The organism is Enterobacter sp. Crenshaw (genome assembly GCF_024734705.1).
GTDB lineage: Bacteria > Pseudomonadota > Gammaproteobacteria > Enterobacterales > Enterobacteriaceae > Enterobacter > Enterobacter asburiae_B.
The window spans coordinates 4361235-4377643 of record NZ_CP102932.1; the positions used below are offsets into that span (position 1 = coordinate 4361235).

The following is a 16409-nucleotide window of genomic DNA, read 5'->3' on the forward strand; positions in this document are numbered from 1 at the left end:
AAGGGAGCTACTTCTTCATCTGCGACAAAATAGTCCGGCACTGATTCGCCTCGCCTTCTGACGGCGAAATCAACGCCAGCAGCGCTGCGGCCGGGGTGACCAGCGTCGCCAGGGCCGCAGCCACCGCACCGCGCGCAATCAGCGGTCCGGGCTTAACGCCCGCCTGAGGGTTTTTGAAGGTCCCGCGCACGTAAAGCGGCGAGCGCAGAGTGATGATGCGGATCCCCTTACTTTCCGGGTCAATCGTCAAATCAAGCTGCTCCGAGGCCATGCTGGCGGTCCCGGTCACGTTAATCACCGCGTTTTCCGTGTCGAAGGCAAATATCTGCGGACGCGCCACGCCGTTAACCAGATCCAGATTTGCCGCCGCGCAGTTCACCCGCACCTCGTCATCACCAAAAATTTGCCCGATGACGTAGTTACCGACGTTCAGCCCCAGGATCTCCATCAGGTTGCGGCTGACCAGCCCGTCGTTCATCAGCAGCTTCAGGTTACCATTGCCGCTGCCCAGCAGCGCCGCCACCGAGTTCCCCACGCCGCGAATGTCGGCATCACCGTTCATTTCACCGAGGGTTTTCTGCATCAGCTCTACGTTCGGCATCAGCTCTTTCAGCTTCAATCGACGCGCCTGGATCTCCGCCCGTCCCTGCATCGGCTTCTTATCGCCTTCCAGATGAATGTTCGAGGAAATTGTCCCGCCCGCCATGCCGAACTTCAGCGGCTGCAGGCGCAGGTCGGCATTTTTGAGGAGGATATGGGTCGAAAGATTGCTGATCGGCAGCGTACTGCCATGTTCAATTTTTCCGCCTTTGAAGCGCACATCCGCATCCATCACGTTCCATTTGTCGGTTTCGAAGCGATCGTATGGCAGCACTTTGCCCGCAGGCTGAACATCCTTTTTGACCTCTTTCGACCTGGTACCTTTACCCGAATCCACGCCAATCAGCGGACCAAGATCGGCCAGACGCAGCTGACGGGACTCGACATCCCCTTCCAGTTTCGGGCGCGGTTTTCCGGTGGTGTAGGTCAGCGCGCCGTGGATGTCGCTGTCGCCGATACGGCCGTTGAAGTCCCGGTAGTCAAAAACGGACGCTTTTTCGGTATCGATTTTGGCGACCAGATGCCCGTCCGTTTCGAACGGCGGGGTATCCGGCAGCAGCACGCCGGTCAGTTCATACAGCTCGCCCAGCGAATCGCCGGCAAATTTAAGCTGAAGATCGACGCCCCCCATATTCATCGGGTCGTTGACCGTGCCCACGAACGCCACGCGGGTATTACCGGAACGGAAGTCCGCCTGCACCGGGAACGGCGTGCCTTCGCTCCGCAGCGCCAGCATGCCGCCTATTTTCCCTTTACCGCTGAGAGGCCGATCGTTGTAGCGTCCTTTTGCCGTCAGGCCGAAGACATAGTCCCCCACGCTTGCCGCGTCGCCTTTTGCTTTCGTGCCCGTGACCTCGCTAAACGGCAGCGGTTTGCCAAGCGGATCGACGAGGATCTCCACGTCCGCCTTGCTGACTTTATCGTCGATGGCGATCCGCCCGCGATCGAAAAGAATATTGTCGAGACGGAATGACCAGGAAGAAGGCTGGGCATTCGGATCTTTTTCGCTGTCGCTGGCAAGGTTAAACGTCCAGTTGTTGTTTTTTTCTGAGAGTCGGATCAAGCGCGCATCGGGCTGCTGAAGTTTGATCCACGGCAGATAAACCGTTTTGGTGAGGAGCGCCAGCGGAGCCAGCGTGGCTTCAACGCGCGGCAGGTGGATCATGGTGACGTCCGGGATATCCGGCGGGTTGCCGAGAATGATGTCGTCGGCATGGACGTGAGGCCAGGGGATCCAGCTGCGCCAGCCGGGCTCCTCTTTCTGACGCTCCCATACCACCCCTAAATCGCCGCGTATGGCGAAGGGGCGGTTCAGTTCGGTTGAGACTTTCTGGTTGATGGTCGGCTTGAGACGGTTCCAGTCAAACGTCGCAATAATGATGGCGACGACCACGATCAACAACAAGAAAATCCCTGCTGTCCAGGAGATTACCCTGGTTGTTCTCGTCATTTTTATCCCCTTTCCTGATGACCTGTCCTGTAAAACTATAGTCCAGACAAAGGGAAGCGGGCTTATCAGAGGGTCGTTATAACGCTATCGAGGCGATCCATGGGTACCGGGCGGGAGAGATAATAGCCTTGCGCCGCCGCTGCGGGAGAGTTTTGCACATCACGCCACTCTTCCAGTGTTTCCACACCTTCAACAATCACGCCCTGGCAATAGCGGTTCATCAGCTGTAATAACAGCGTAAACAGATTCCGCCCTTCCGGGGTCTGACGCAGCATAATGAACAGGTCGCGGGCCACTTTGATGTAGTCGTAGCGTACTTCACTCAGGGCGGAGAAGTTCGCCATGCCGGTGCCAAAGTCATCCAGCCACAGCGGGCCGTATTCGCATATCGACGCAAACGAGGAGTCCTGCGGCAGGCGGACATGCTCCACCAGCTCAAAGCGCATCCACGGCAGGGTGGCGATCAGCTCCTGCAATTTTGCGTTCTGGCGCAGCGCCAGCAGGGTTGGGCCATCGACGTTCACCGAGGCGAGGATATCGTGCTGTTCGAAAAAGGGCTGCTTCGTCGCCAGCATACGAAGCTGCTCTTCCAGCACGTCCAGGCGCTGGCGAACGGCAACTTCGGCAAAATAGCGATCCGGCGCGATGCGCTGAGTAGGGTTTGAGGGATGCGTAACGACGGTCAAAATTTCAATTGCCATCAGTCGACCATCTGTTCGGTAGATCGGCTGATAGGTGTACGCACGCTCACATTGCAGCCAGTAGCGATGCTCCTGCAAGTTCTCAATACTTGCCTCAGGCGTAGTGCTCAGCCGCTGGATAACCTGCTCTGACTTCATTTCAGATGTCCTGTTGTTGGGATAGCCTTTCTGGACTCGTCACAGGATTATCGGCGCGACAATTGAGAACTTTATGTTCAATTCACCGGGAAAATGAAATTAAGATGACAGAAATGCGCGGGAACACGCGCTGGCTCAAATAAAATAATGGAACGTTGTTTTAATATAGTTGACCGGTTAATTCACTCAGCGCACACTGCTGATAATTCTTCTGTTCAGGTTCACGACTATGTCCAAAAAAATTGCCGTGATTGGCGAATGCATGATTGAGCTGTCACAAAAAGGCGCGGAAGTCAGCCGCGGATTTGGTGGCGATACGTTAAACACGTCCGTTTATATTGCCCGTCAGGTCGCGCCTGAGGCGCTCACCGTGAACTACGTGACCGCCCTGGGTACGGACAGCTTCAGCCAGCAAATGCTGGAGGCCTGGCAGAGTGAACATGTCGAAACGTCGCTGATTCAACGTATGGAGAACCGCCTCCCGGGGCTTTATTACATCGAAACCGACAGCACCGGCGAACGCACGTTTTATTACTGGCGTAACGAAGCCGCGGCCAAATTCTGGCTGGAGAGCGACGCGGCCGCGGCCATCTGCGAAGAGCTGGCGACCTTTGACTACCTCTATCTGAGCGGGATTAGCCTGGCGATCCTGAGCCCTACCAGCCGTGAAAAGCTGCTCTCGCTGCTGCGCGAATGCCGTGCAAACGGCGGCAAGGTTATTTTCGATAACAACTACCGCCCGCGCCTGTGGGCCAGCCGCGAAGAGACGCAGCAGATCTATCAGCAGATGCTGCAGTGCACCGACATCGCCTTCCTGACGCTCGACGATGAAGACGCTCTGTGGGGTGAGAAACCGGTAGAGGACGTGATTGCACGCACGCAGGCGGCTGGCGTGAGCGAAGTGGTGATTAAGCGCGGGGCGGATTCGTGCCTGGTCGCGGTGGCGGGCGAAGCGCTGGTTGACGTTCCGGCGGTGAAGCTTGCCAGAGAGAAAGTGATTGATACCACGGCGGCCGGTGATTCATTCAGCGCGGGCTATCTGGCGGTACGTCTGACGGGTGGAACGCCGGAAGCGGCGGCACAGCGTGGTCACCTGACGGCCAGCACGGTGATTCAGTATCGCGGGGCGATTATTCCGCGTGAGGCGATGCCTGTTTAAGGAGGGTGCGGGCTGATGCCCTCACCCTAACCCTCTCCCACAGGGAGAGGGAATGTTTAAGCATTACTGCCCTTGCGGAATATCCGTCGCGTCCGGATGTAAATCATCAGCCGTGGCGGCCTGCGCTGGCTGCGGCGCGGTAGCCATAATGGAATCCCAGGTCTTCTGAAGTTCCTTCATGTCATATTCCGGCTCGCCCTTCGGTTGCAGGAGGATCAACGCCATCTCCTGCGACAGCTGCTGACGGAGGTCCTGATTGAGCATCTCGACGGTCAGACCGTTCAGGAAGTCCTGACGCAGTTTCTGGTACTGTTCCGGCGCAATGTCCACCACCTGATTCTGCAGGGAACGAATACGCTGGCTGATCAGAATGTCGGTATCGGCGCGAGCGTAGGTCGCAAACAGCTTCTGCAGCTCGAGTTTTTTCTGCGCCACGAGAGCGTTGAATTCCTCTTCGGAAAGCCCCTCTTTACGCACTTTTGCCAGCTCTTTTGCGACCACGCCCAGATTGGCATTCAACTTATCGCCCGGCGACTCAACGTTGATGGCACACTGCGCACGCTGGAACAGCACGCGGCAGTCAAAGCCAAGACCGATATTCTTCACGTTGTTCTTGCTCAGCGTCTGCTGAACGTGCCAGAACAGCGCTTCACGCGCCAGATCGGCACGCCAGTAGCGCAGCATCGCCGCGGACTCGCGGATGGGCTGCCAGGCGTTATCCCACATGACGGAGAGGCGATCCTGACGCACGGCGTCCGTCATAATGCTGACAGGCTCTGCACGCAGCGGAGAGAGCGTCGGGACAGGGGCTGGCGTTTCACGCTTGCCTTTCAAATCACCAAACGCTTTGTTGATCTGCTCCACCACCGCGCGGCTGTCCACGTTACCCACCACGATCAGCGTCATCGCGTCCGGGGTATACCACTTCTGGTAGAACGATTTTACCTGTTCGGCGTCCACCGGCTGTTTCAGCGGTTCGGCCGGGTCATGTCCCAGCAGCGTCGAGCCCTTCAGGCGGTAACGCCACCAGCCCTCTTTGGTATCCCCGGGCCAGGTTGCCACCATGTCGCTGTTGCTCAGCGCATAGTTGACGGTGTCCGGCGTAATCGCCAGATTGCCAGAGGCATCGGAGAGATACGTAAGCGCTTCTTTAAGGAGGTCGTTACGGTTATTAGGCAGGCTCAGGTTAAACATGGTGTAGTCATACGAGACCACAGCCGGAGGGAGCGGGCGTTTCGGATCGATGGCCTGCTGCCAAAGCGAACGCACCTGAACCGCTTGCAGGCTGCCGCTCTGCGTGAGCGCCAGCCGGGGAATAAAATGGCTAAAACCGGTTTGCTGAGTGCTTTCCGCGAGGGAACCGGTATTAATGGACAGACGGATTTCTACACGGTCACTGGGACGTTGCGGAGTGGCTAAAACCTGCCACTGAAAACCGTTCGCTAATGTCCCTTGTTGCCAGGCCGGGTCTGGCTGGAGCGCATCTGCCTGCACATAACTGGCTGCTGCCATCATCAGCAAACCGCCGGTTAAGAGTCGAATTTTTGTGCCCTGCATGTGAACCCCTGATCAACATTCCTGGTTAAAAAAGAGTGTTTCGCGACGCGCTTCACTCTTAAAGATGACGATGAAAACACGTCGATTAGACCGCGCGTTCGGCAAAACGTCACGGTCAGAAGTGAAATATACCCAAAAAAATCTTGTCGAATTATGACAGGTACGAACAGTTATTATGCGCAGGAGCCCGCATCCCGACAAGGGAATACGGGCATTTGTGACAAGATTAAGAGGTTAAGCCAGGATTTTTGCTGTCAGTTGAACGGTTATTCAGAGTATCGTCGAGCTTTTTGTGATCCAGCTCTTTCACCCATTTCGCCACCACCACCGTCGCCACGCCGTTACCCACCAGGTTGGTTAACGCACGCGCCTCTGACATGAAGCGGTCGATACCGAGAATCAACGCCAGACCCGCCACCGGCAGGTGACCCACAGCGGAAATAGTAGCAGCCAGCACGATAAAGCCACTGCCCGTCACGCCTGCCGCGCCTTTAGAGGAGAGCAGGAGCACCACCAGCAGGGTAATCTGATGGAAAATATCCATATGGCTGTTGGTCGCCTGAGCGATAAACACGGCCGCCATCGTCAGGTATATCGAGGTACCGTCCAGGTTGAAGGAGTAGCCCGTCGGGATCACCAGCCCGACCACCGATTTACGGCACCCCAGCTTTTCCATCTTGTCGAGCATACGCGGCAGCGCCGATTCTGAAGAGGAAGTCCCCAGAACGATCAGCAGCTCTTCGCGGATGTAACGGATAAATTTGAAGATGTTGAAACCCGTCGCGCGGGCGATGGAGCCCAGCACCACGACCACGAAAAGGATACAGGTGATATAGAAGCAGATAATCAGCTGACCCAGCTGCACCAGCGTACCGACGCCATATTTACCGATGGTGAAGGCCATCGCGCCGAAAGCACCGATCGGCGCCAGACGCATGATCATATTGATGATGCCGAAAATCACCTGGGAGAAGCTTTCGATCACATTAAAGATAAGCTGGCCTTTGCTGCCCAGACGGTGCAGAGCAAAGCCAAACATCACGGCAAACAGCAGAACCTGCAGGATGTTTCCGCTGGCGAACGCGCCAATGACGCTGCCCGGAATCACGTCCAGCAGGAAGGCCACCACACCCTGATCCTTCGCCTGCTCGGCATATACCGCGACCGCTTTGGCATCCAGCGTTGACGGGTCTACGTTCATCCCCGCGCCCGGCTGCACCACGTTGACGATGATCAGACCGATAATCAGCGCAAGGGTACTGACCACTTCAAAATAGAGAAGCGCCACTGCACCGGTACGACCTACCGCCTTCATGCTTTCCATGCCAGCGATGCCCGTCACGACGGTACAGAAGATCACCGGAGCGATGACCATTTTGATGAGCTTAACGAACGCGTCGCCAAGCGGTTTCATTTGCGCGCCCAGCTCAGGGTAATAGTGACCCAGCAGAATACCGATGGCGATGGCTGTCAGGACCTGGAAATAAAGACTTTTGAAGAGTGAGGTTTTCATAAGGTGTCCTTGGGAAGAAAAACCACAGGCTTTGTAAGGTTATGGTTAACCTGCGGCTTTAAAATAACACCCACATAACAGGACAGAAATAAACTCAGTTCAAATTTGAAACACAAATGTTAAGAACTTTGAGCTGGCTCGCACAAGCCAGCAACAAAATTACACTTTTGCGCTATTGTCAGCACCAGAAAGGTATCGTTCTTCAAAGACATCCGAAGGAACAGCAGGGGCAAAAAGGAAGCCTTGTCCGCTCTCCACGCCCGCCTCTGCCAGCCAGGCGCGTTGCGCTTCGGTTTCAATTCCCTCGGCAATAAGATGCAGGTTGAGGCTGCGCGCCATCTGGATAATCGCCTGCACCATGCTGCTGTCGCCAGGCAGACCGTCGACAAACGCTTTATCAATTTTGAGCACATCCACCGGAAGGGTTTTCATGTGCTGAAGCTGACGCAGCCCGGCGTATCCCATGCCAAAATCGTCCAGCGCAATGCGAATGCCGGCATTACGCAGCGGTTTCAGAATTGCGACTGCCTGATTAGGGTCGTCGATGCGACGGCTCTCCGTCACTTCCAGAGTTAACGTATCAGGCTTGATTCGGTAACGATGGATCAGCTCCAGCATCTCTGAAACCATGGTCGGGTGCATAAGCTGCAGGGCAGACAAATTGACCGACAGCGGCAGCGTCACGCCGCGCTCCTGCCAGGCGGCAAGCTGACGGCAGGACTCCTCCAGCACCCAGTAGCCGACGGTAACCATCAGGCCGCAGGATTCAATGCGCTCAATCAGCCCTTCCGGCAGCTCCCATGAACCATCCGGCTGCTGCACGCGCAGCAGTGCCTCGGCGCTTTTCACTTCTCCCGTCAGCAAATTCACCTGCGGCTGTAGCCAGAGGGCAAACTGGCGGTTATCCAGCGCGGTCAGGATGTCGCTCTCTTCCGTCAGGCGCTGCTGCGCCTTTTCCATCTCTTCCGGCGCGAAGAACTGGATCTGATTTTTCCCTTTGCGCCGGGCGGTGAACGCCGCCGAGAACGCGCGATGATAAAGCTGCTCTGCCGTTAAATCGCCATAGTACATCGCAATACCGATACTGGCGCTTGGACGAAGCTGGATACCCTGAATGGGCAACCGCTCATTAATGACAGTGAGTACTTGCTGACCTAAAGTGATCGCATGCCAGGGTTCTTTTACGCCGTTGGCAATCACCACAAGGTCGTAACCGCTGACCTGGGTCAGCACCATGCGCGGGGCAAGGACAGACTTCACTTTTTCCACCAGGGTCAGCAGCAGCATTTCGCGCTGGCTCTCCCTGAGCACGCCAGCCGTATCCTGCAGGGTTTCACAGGCGATAACCATCAGCGCCGTGGTTTGCTGACGGGCAACGGTCTGCTCCAGCATCGCCATCAGGAAGGCTTTATTGGGAAGCTCCGACACCGGGAAGCGCGTGGCGCTGCTGTTTAACTCATCCTGCTGGCGCTGAATGCGCTGCTGGTTGAGGTTGTAGCTGCGCACCAGCATGCCTATCTCATCGTCATGATGCAGACGCGGCAGCTCAAGCTGATGCCCCATCTGATCCTGCGGCGCAAGCGTATTCAGCTCGCGGGCGATACGGCGCAGCGGATGAACAATCAGCCGGTTAATGCACCAGGTGAGCGCCACGCTGAGAATAAGCGTCATAAGTAAGCAAGTGGTCACTAACGTAACCACCCAGCTCATGACGAATTTATACATGCGGTAGGAATCCGCCTGTAATACCAGGTAGGCCAGCGGCTGCGGATTGGCAGGGCGTTCAAGCGAATAAACGGGCAGCGAAATCTGCACCGGCAGTTCAAACAGGCGCATCACCATCATCGGGACGGGACGCTCCGGGATAAAGCTCATCCGCAGCGCCTGAAACTGGTTGGGCAAGACGACATCGGCGCGGCTAACGACGCCGGCAGGCTGAATGCGTTTTAAAATGGTTTCCGCTTCGGGAATATCCCCTTTCAGGATAGCGGCAGAGAGCGGGCCGCGCACCGAGCGCGCGATACTTTCTAACTGCGAAGCCGTGTTATAGCGATTCTGCTGTACGGAATGAAACAGCAAAATTACGCAGAAGAGCAGTACAAACAGCATGGTGACGGCAGAAACCATCGCCATCTGTTTGATTGTTAAGGAACGGCTGACACGCAAAATGACTCTCCACAAAACTCGAAGCGCAGGGCGCGCCAGGGTGTAAACCTGGCGCGCCTGAGTATACCCGATTGCCGCGCTATTAAGAGAGACTTACAAATGGATTAAGGATAATCCGATTACCAGTCCGCGTAAGGGATGAGCGGCTGCGGCGGTAAGTCCATATCGCCCTGCCAGCCTGCAGCAGAGTAACGCACATAGATCAGCGCATGGCTTGGGGTATAGTCTTTCGCTTCCTGAATATCCACGCCCATGCCCACAAACCAGTTGGACGTTACGCGGCGTTCGATAATGGCCCGCGCGGTATAACCCGTGCCAGAGGAACTGCTGCCGGTTTCCATCACGCCCCGGTCGGTATAGCGGTCTGGCTCATCGGTCGGGATCAGATTCTGGATCGGGTAGCGCAGTTCGTCTTTGGTTTTCGAGTGAGACCAGGACACCGAGCCGCCCAGCTCCCAGGACCAGTTCTCCGTGCGTTTACGCCAGGTCACCGGCAGTGCGAAGGAGACATACTCCTGCGGGCTGTAGTAGCCGCCCTGACCCAGGGTATAACCGCTCAGGTCTTTGTCGTAGTGCCAGAGCATATTGGAGACGCCGACCGTCAGGCGCTCGTTGTTTTTATTAATGAGCTTGTAGTAGTAACCCGTCATCCAGCGGACGCGCCAGTTATCTTCCACATTTTTACCCGTCAGCGTTTCCGCGTTCAGGCTTGACCAGACGCCGTTCGCTTCCCCTTTGTCATAGCTCATGCTTACGCCGCCACCGGTGGCACGTACGCCGCCCCAGGTGGTGCCGGTGTTGGTATCTTTTTGCCCGGCGAACGCCAGCAGAGAGCTGGAGATGGGGCGGCGATGGGCGTTAACGGTATAGCCGATGGGGCCCAGATCGCTGCTGTAGCTGATGCCGCCCACCACGTCGACGACGTCAAAGCCCATTGGCGTGGTGCCAATATCCATCGCCCAGGTTTTATTCTGCCAGCCGACGGCGACGCTTGCGCCATTGTCGGACTGATGGGTGTTGCCGCTACACGGCGTTTCGTAGCAGGTCCCCCATTTTGGATCGTAGGTCCCGTTATTGTTATCAAATGAACCGGCGTCCATGTTGACCAGATCGCTTCTGAAGAACATGCGCCCGTCAGACAGCGGAGCATCCACCTGCAGCATGGTAGTGTGCGCTTTCAGGTCAGAATAGCCGCCCGTGCCGCTGGAGCCCCAGTAGTCGTGCTGCAGCGTGACGTTAACATCCTGCTGACGGTACAAGTCACCGGCATCGCTGCGCACGCCGCGCTTCAGCCAGTCGTCTTTTTCATCGTTACGCGTCAGACGGGTGAAACTGTCGTTGTCCGCCGGACGCGTCGTGGTGATACCCGTCGACACCATCGCGTCTTTATAGGTTTCCAGCGCCTGCTGAGGCTGACCGTTTTGCGCCTGGAAACGCGCGGCATCACGTAACACCAGCGCGTTTTCCATGGAGCCGGGCTGCGATTTAGCCTGCGGAATGATTTTGTTGAAGGTCTGTTCTGCGGCAGCGGAATCGCCCAGACCTGCCTGCGCCATCGCGATCCGGCGCTGCATGTTGAGCGACAGCGGCTGGCCGTTTTGCGCGGCGGGCAGTTTCGCCAGCTCTGCGCGCGCGGCATCTTTGTCGCCCTGCGCGCTGTAAATCTCGGTCAGGCCGAGGATCGCGTCTTCGTTCTGCGGTTCACGCTGCAGAACGGCGTTATACGTCGTTTTCGCCGACGCCAGATCGCCACGCTGCTGCGCCCAGTCAGCCAGCGTCAGGTCGATGCGGGTGGAGGTCGGCTGCTGACGCAGAAGGTTTTCCGCCTCCTGCTCTTTTCCGCTGTCGCGCAGACGGTTGGCGGTTTCCAGCACCTGATTGCTTTGCAGGCGGTCGGCAAGCTCCTGAATATTGCCGTTCCACTGGCTGCGCGGCAGCGTGTCCAGATGCGCCAGCGCGGCGCGGTCCTGATCGTTGCCGGAAAGATAGAGCCCGCTGGCGTACACCTGATCCGGATCGGTCGGTTTCTGGCTGGCAAGCTGACGCATCAGGGTATCCGCCTGGCTGCGCTGACCCGCGCTGTAGAGATCGCGCGAGAGACGATAGGTTATCCAAACGTCGCCGGGAGAGAGCGCCAGACGACGGCGCTGAATCTCTGCCGCCTGGGCGTATTTTCCCTGATTTTCCAGCTGTTCTGCCTGAGCGGAGAGCTGCTCGTTAGTCAGACTGCGTTCAATATCATCAATGCTCCGGCGCTGGCTGGCGGAGAGAGACTGAATAAACTGCGAGGCCTTCTCCGGGGACTGCGCGCGGTAAATATTAGCCAGGCCGCGGACCGCATTGCTGTTGCCGCTGTCCATACGCAGCGCCTGGCGATAGTAACGTTCCGCCGCGTCATTATCTTTACGCGCCGCGGCGGCATCGCCCAGCCCCAGCACGGCATAACTGTCGGTATTGTCGATACTGCGCGCCTGCTGATAGTAACGCTCCGCCTGCGCAGGGTTATTCGCCTTCAGGGCCGCATCGCCCTGCTGGATCAGCAGCCAGTAGCGGTTGACCTTCAGCAGACTGTCCCATTTACCCCGGTTATCGCTCTGGGGATCGAGGGCAATCGCCTTTTCAAACTGCGCCACCGCGCGGGCGCGGTCGCCTTTCTGGGAATAGGCCTGGCCAAGGGCACCTACCGCTTCACTGTCGGCATGGTTGGCGCTGACGGCTTTTTGCAGTTCCGCGACCGCCTTACTTCCCTGCCCGGCATCCACCGCCGCCAGCCCTTCCGCTTTCGCGCGGAACGCCGGGTCAGCGAGCTGTTTTTGCTGTTCTTCGAGCTGGGCACGCGCCGCCGCGACGCTATCGCCGTCACTGAATACGCTCAGGTATTTTTGCAGCGCGCTGACGCTGGCGCTGCTGGCAGGCTGGCCTTTGATTTGGTCATACCACATATCAGACGCCTGGCTGCGCCCGTTGGTCGATTTAGCCATATCCTGCAATACCGCAAAGCCTTCGTCACGGCGTCCGCTCTGGAACAAAAGCTGGGACAGCGTCGCCTGCAGCTGTGTATTTCCGGGGCTGCTGGTGTTGATTTTCTTGAGCTGGTTAATGGCCGCATTCCGGCGAGCGGGGTCTTTCGCCACGACGTTCCAGTATTCCGTCGCCACGTCGCCGCCCGGCGGGTTGCCGTCAAACAGCTTGTCATAGGCTGCAATCGCCTCCTGCGTGTGTCCCGTGGTGGCGAGCAAACGCGCCTGCTGGAGCTGCTGGCGGCCATCCGGCGTGGACAGCAGCATCGTGTTGCGTGATGACTGGTATGCACTCGAGCCCGGCGCAATCCCTTTCAGACGATCCAGCTCTTTTTGCGCACCGGCGTTATCGCCCTGGCGCAGCAGGTAGCGAAAGCGTGCGGCAATGACGTCAGGGTTGTTCGGGTCAATCAGCTCAAGACGGTAAAGCGACTGACGAACCAAATCCTCACGCTGTGTCGATTCGCCCAGCCGAACCTGTTCCAGCAGCTGTTTCTGCTGCGGAGAGTTGGCGGCTTCAGCCATCGGCATCAGTGCCAGGCCAAGCGATAAAGTGAGTAGATTTACTGTGAACTTGCGCATTCCTGGCCCCAATCCGGTATTAATTCACCTTTTGCGGTGAAGCGAAAACGATGCTGATCCCATCCTTGCCCAAAGAGAGTCAGCACGTAGCTGTAATAGGCATTGTTATCGGGAAAATGGTCCGCAACGCGCTGGCGCTGAACCGCCTGGGCATCACGTTGTTGTAAAAACGGCAGCATGGCGGCAGAGAACCCGACCGGGCCATTCCCGGTGCGTTTACCCGTCGCCACATCCACTTTCTCCGGCGGCACACCCCGTTTCATTGTCTTTGCCGCCATCGGCTGGAAGCGCGTCAGCAGCCGGGCTTTCTGAGGATCTTTATCACTCATCATTCCCACCCAGAGATAAACGCGGATGGCGTCGTAGCCGCCCACCAGCGATTTATCCTGCTGTAACCGCCAGCCTTTGTTTTTCTGATACTGAACCCAGTCCGGCGAAAACCCTTTCGGCGCGCTCTCCAGCAGCAGACGCTGATTGGTTTCACGAAGCTGGGTCCACGGCGGACCAAAGCGCGTGAAATAACTCGCTAACTGCGGAGGAAGATAGCTGGGGTTAAAACGCCAGACGTTTTCATCGGCAAAACCGACTTTACCGGGAAGCAGCATTGCGCCGAGCCCCGGCACTTTCACCACTTCCTCACTGACAATGCGTTTCAGCAGCGCCTTACCCGTGCGGGTATAGTCCGGATGTTTCCATAACCGGCCCGCTTCGAGCAGAGACCAGGCGATCCAGACATCGGCGTCAGAGGCGGAGTTGGTATCAATCACCGCCCACGTCTCTTTATCTTTCTGGCCCCATAGCCAGGCGGGCAGATGGTCGTTGAGATTGCCGCTGGCAAGATTATCGCGCGTCCAGGTCAGCAGCTGATCAAACGCGCTGCGATCGTTCGCCGCAAGGGCAAAGAACAAGGCGTAGCTTTGCCCTTCCGAGGTCGTAATTTTGCGCGTGTCGCTGGGATCAACGACACGCCCGCCCTCACTGATGTAATCCTTTTTAAACTGCTCCCAGGCAGGCCAGGTACAGGCGGCGCGAAGAGGAAGCGCCGCCAGCATCAACGCTGCTAATGCACACCAGCGAAAGGCTTTCATCACATCTTACTCATCCGGGTTCAGGCGACGACGGCTGATGATACGCAGCAGACGCCACAGCACCCATGCCAGCAAGACCACGCTGACCGCCGCCAGGATAGCGAGCAGAACCGGATGGTTAGCCAGCGCATACCACAGGCGTTCGAACCACGGCAGATGGCCCACGTAGTACACGTCGCCCACGCGCAGGCTATTGACGCCGGACTCACGGATCACCGACACGGAACCAAACATCGCGGCACGTTTACCGCTGTCGTTCATGGCCGTATTGAGCAGTTCATATCCGCGTGGGCTGTCCGCCAGGAGAGCCACCACGCTACGCTGTTCGTTGTAAGGTGACTGGAAGCCCACCACCGCGGCCATTGCCCCCTGAGACGTTACCGTCGTCTGCGCGCTGGCCTGACGGTCGTTCATATCCGGCATAATGCTCGGGAACTCGGTCTGACGCAGCGGCGTGTTAACCCAGGACTGGGCCGCTTTCACCAGCAGGTCGATACGTTTGTCATCCTTCAGCTTATCCGGAATAGTGCCGATCACCATGATGTCAGCATCTTTGTTCTGGATCTGGCTGCCATCGTCCGTCAACGTGACGTTAATCGCCGGTAATCCCGTCTGCCCCCCAACGGTCGCCATGGTATCCAGGAGGGTCGTGACCTGCCCTTCGCTTGGCGCTTTTGGCATTACAACGATGGACTCAGAGAGATCGGCCATGCGGCTGAACGGGAAGCCCGCGTTAGCAAAGGCGCGCAGATCCGGCATCGCCAGGAAGTGATAGTACTTCGAGAAGTCGATGGTCGACTCATCGCCAATCACGACGTGGTTCTGTACGGGCTGGAAGGTGATGCAGTTTTCCGCCGAACCGCCAGGCGTCGGGTTCATGTACTGGAAGTCAAAGCGCAGCTGGTTTATCGCGCCAAGCTTCAGTGCCGGAATGGAGACATCCGTTTTACCGTCCAGCAGCCCCTGCAACACCGGCAGGCGAAGCATCAGGCGGTTAGTATCCTGCGTGCTTTGCAGGCTGAACGATTGCAGGAACTGGTTGTTCAGGCTGATATCCATGCGCGAGCTGTCTTTGGTCGCTGGCGCGGTATAACGGTAGTTCAGATTGATATCAATGCCGTTGGTACGCAGCAGATACAGATCCGGCGGCAGATTCAGTGACAGGCTAATCGGTGCTGGCTCAAGCCCCGTCGCCTGCAGCTGTTCTTCATAGGTTTTCAGTTCGCCAAATGTCACCGCACGGTCGGTACGCACCCAGTTTGGCGCATCATAAGGTTTACGCGCCAGCAGCGGTTTGACCTCATCCACTACAACGCTGTTGCCACGGAAAAGGACGTTGCCCTGGGCAATCGCTTTTGCTGCCTGCACCAGATCTTTATCATCACGGCCAAACACCACCAGCAGCTTCACGTAAGGGTTTTCCGGGTGGCTTATCATCTCAACGGTCGGCGCTTTGACGTCCGGATGATCGCGCAGGAAGGCCGGGCGTTTCGCGTTGGTCGCAAACACAATGGCATTTCTGTCCGGCAGTTTGTCATACATCGCCGGGAAGCTCTGTCCACGCCAGCCGGCGCGTGAACCAAACCAGGACGCCACAATGGTGGCCGCCAGCTGCTCGGTCACGTCCGGTGACGATGCAAACACCATCGGCAGCGTGAGCGGACGGTTATCACGCGGATCAAAGAACGGAACCGGGAATGCCGAGAGATCGTTTTTCAGCGCCAGCGACTGGTAGGTCATCTGCAGCGAGGAGTTACGCCCGACGTCCATCCACAGCGTGTTGCTGGCAGGGTTTTCGCAGACATCGCGGTAGTGACCGACAAATTCCAGACGGATACGGTTAAAGTCGGTGATGAACAGCGGGTTGATCGGCACCTGCGCCTGGGTTTTCTTGCCCAGCTGCTCTTTGGTGACCGGCAGTACGTCCATCAGCTCATCATTCAGGTAGACCTTCAGCTGAGACTGCGTCGGCAGTAGAGACGGCGACGGCGTGTATTCCAGGTTCAGCACCGCATTAGAAACGACCTCATCGCTGCGCATGCCAAACTCAATGCCGCCGTTAGGGTTGATGCCGCGCAGCACCATACTGCCCGGAGGCGGCGCAATTTGCGCGAAGGTCAGCTTCACGTCCCGCGACGGCGCATTGTCTGCGACGACGGGCGCATTCGCCCCCCGGACGCCAGGCATCACCTGCCCGATGACCTGGCCGTCTGCCGGCAGGGTGTTCCCCTCCGTTGGCTGGTTCGGCATGATATTTTCTGTTTGACCAGGTGCCGCGGTGACAACCGGATCGGTTGCTTGCGCGACGACAGGTACCGTTGGCGCAGGGGTTGCCGCTGCGTTACCAGGAGCTGCGTTAGCCATTGTTGCGGGGAGGACATTCATCCCCATTGCCACTGCACATAACCAGGAAAGTTTTGTTTTCATCGCGTTAT

Annotated in this window: 9 protein-coding genes; 1 reads left to right on the plus strand and 8 read right to left on the minus strand. The window is 57.5% G+C overall.

The window, feature by feature from the left end:
- Positions 1-7: 7 nt before the first annotated feature.
- Together NWV12_RS20835 and pdeH are read right to left on the minus strand one after the other, a co-directional pair.
- Positions 8-2050, minus strand: coding sequence for an AsmA family protein (locus NWV12_RS20835; RefSeq protein ID WP_048981463.1), 2043 nt, complete (start codon positions 2048-2050; stop codon positions 8-10).
- 65 nt (positions 2051-2115) lie between these two features.
- The gene (pdeH, locus tag NWV12_RS20840) at positions 2116-2889 is read right to left on the minus strand and encodes a cyclic-guanylate-specific phosphodiesterase (protein WP_023309584.1); all 774 of its coding nucleotides are present in this window, start codon (positions 2887-2889) and stop codon (positions 2116-2118) included.
- A 229-nt stretch (positions 2890-3118) separates the two neighbouring features.
- Between pdeH and NWV12_RS20845 the strand changes: the two genes are divergently transcribed.
- The gene (locus tag NWV12_RS20845) at positions 3119-4048 is read left to right on the plus strand and encodes a sugar kinase (protein WP_048981464.1); all 930 of its coding nucleotides are present in this window, start codon (positions 3119-3121) and stop codon (positions 4046-4048) included.
- A gap of 63 nt (positions 4049-4111) precedes the next feature.
- Here NWV12_RS20845 and NWV12_RS20850 read toward each other — a convergent pair whose 3' ends face one another.
- The 6 genes from NWV12_RS20850 to bcsB all read right to left on the minus strand — a co-directional run bounded on the left by NWV12_RS20850 (position 4112) and on the right by bcsB (position 16401).
- The gene (locus tag NWV12_RS20850; RefSeq protein WP_033146870.1) at positions 4112-5605 is read right to left on the minus strand and encodes a pitrilysin family protein; all 1494 of its coding nucleotides are present in this window, start codon (positions 5603-5605) and stop codon (positions 4112-4114) included.
- A gap of 226 nt (positions 5606-5831) precedes the next feature.
- On the minus strand, positions 5832-7118 hold the full coding sequence (locus NWV12_RS20855; protein ID WP_023309587.1) for a dicarboxylate/amino acid:cation symporter: 1287 nt from the start codon (positions 7116-7118) through the stop codon (positions 5832-5834).
- A 159-nt stretch (positions 7119-7277) separates the two neighbouring features.
- Entirely contained in the window at positions 7278-9284 is a 2007-nt protein-coding gene (gene hmsP, locus NWV12_RS20860) for a biofilm formation regulator HmsP (protein WP_048981465.1), read from the minus strand.
- A 119-nt stretch (positions 9285-9403) separates the two neighbouring features.
- Positions 9404-12886, minus strand: coding sequence for a cellulose synthase complex outer membrane protein BcsC (bcsC, locus tag NWV12_RS20865; protein WP_048976746.1), 3483 nt, complete (start codon positions 12884-12886; stop codon positions 9404-9406).
- On the minus strand, positions 12868-13974 hold the full coding sequence (bcsZ, locus tag NWV12_RS20870; RefSeq protein WP_033146873.1) for a cellulose synthase complex periplasmic endoglucanase BcsZ: 1107 nt from the start codon (positions 13972-13974) through the stop codon (positions 12868-12870). Before bcsZ ends, bcsC begins: the two co-directional genes overlap by 19 nt.
- 6 nt (positions 13975-13980) lie before the next feature.
- Entirely contained in the window at positions 13981-16401 is a 2421-nt protein-coding gene (bcsB, locus tag NWV12_RS20875; RefSeq protein ID WP_045143092.1) for a cellulose biosynthesis cyclic di-GMP-binding regulatory protein BcsB, read from the minus strand.
- Between the last annotated feature and the right edge of the window lie 8 nt (positions 16402-16409).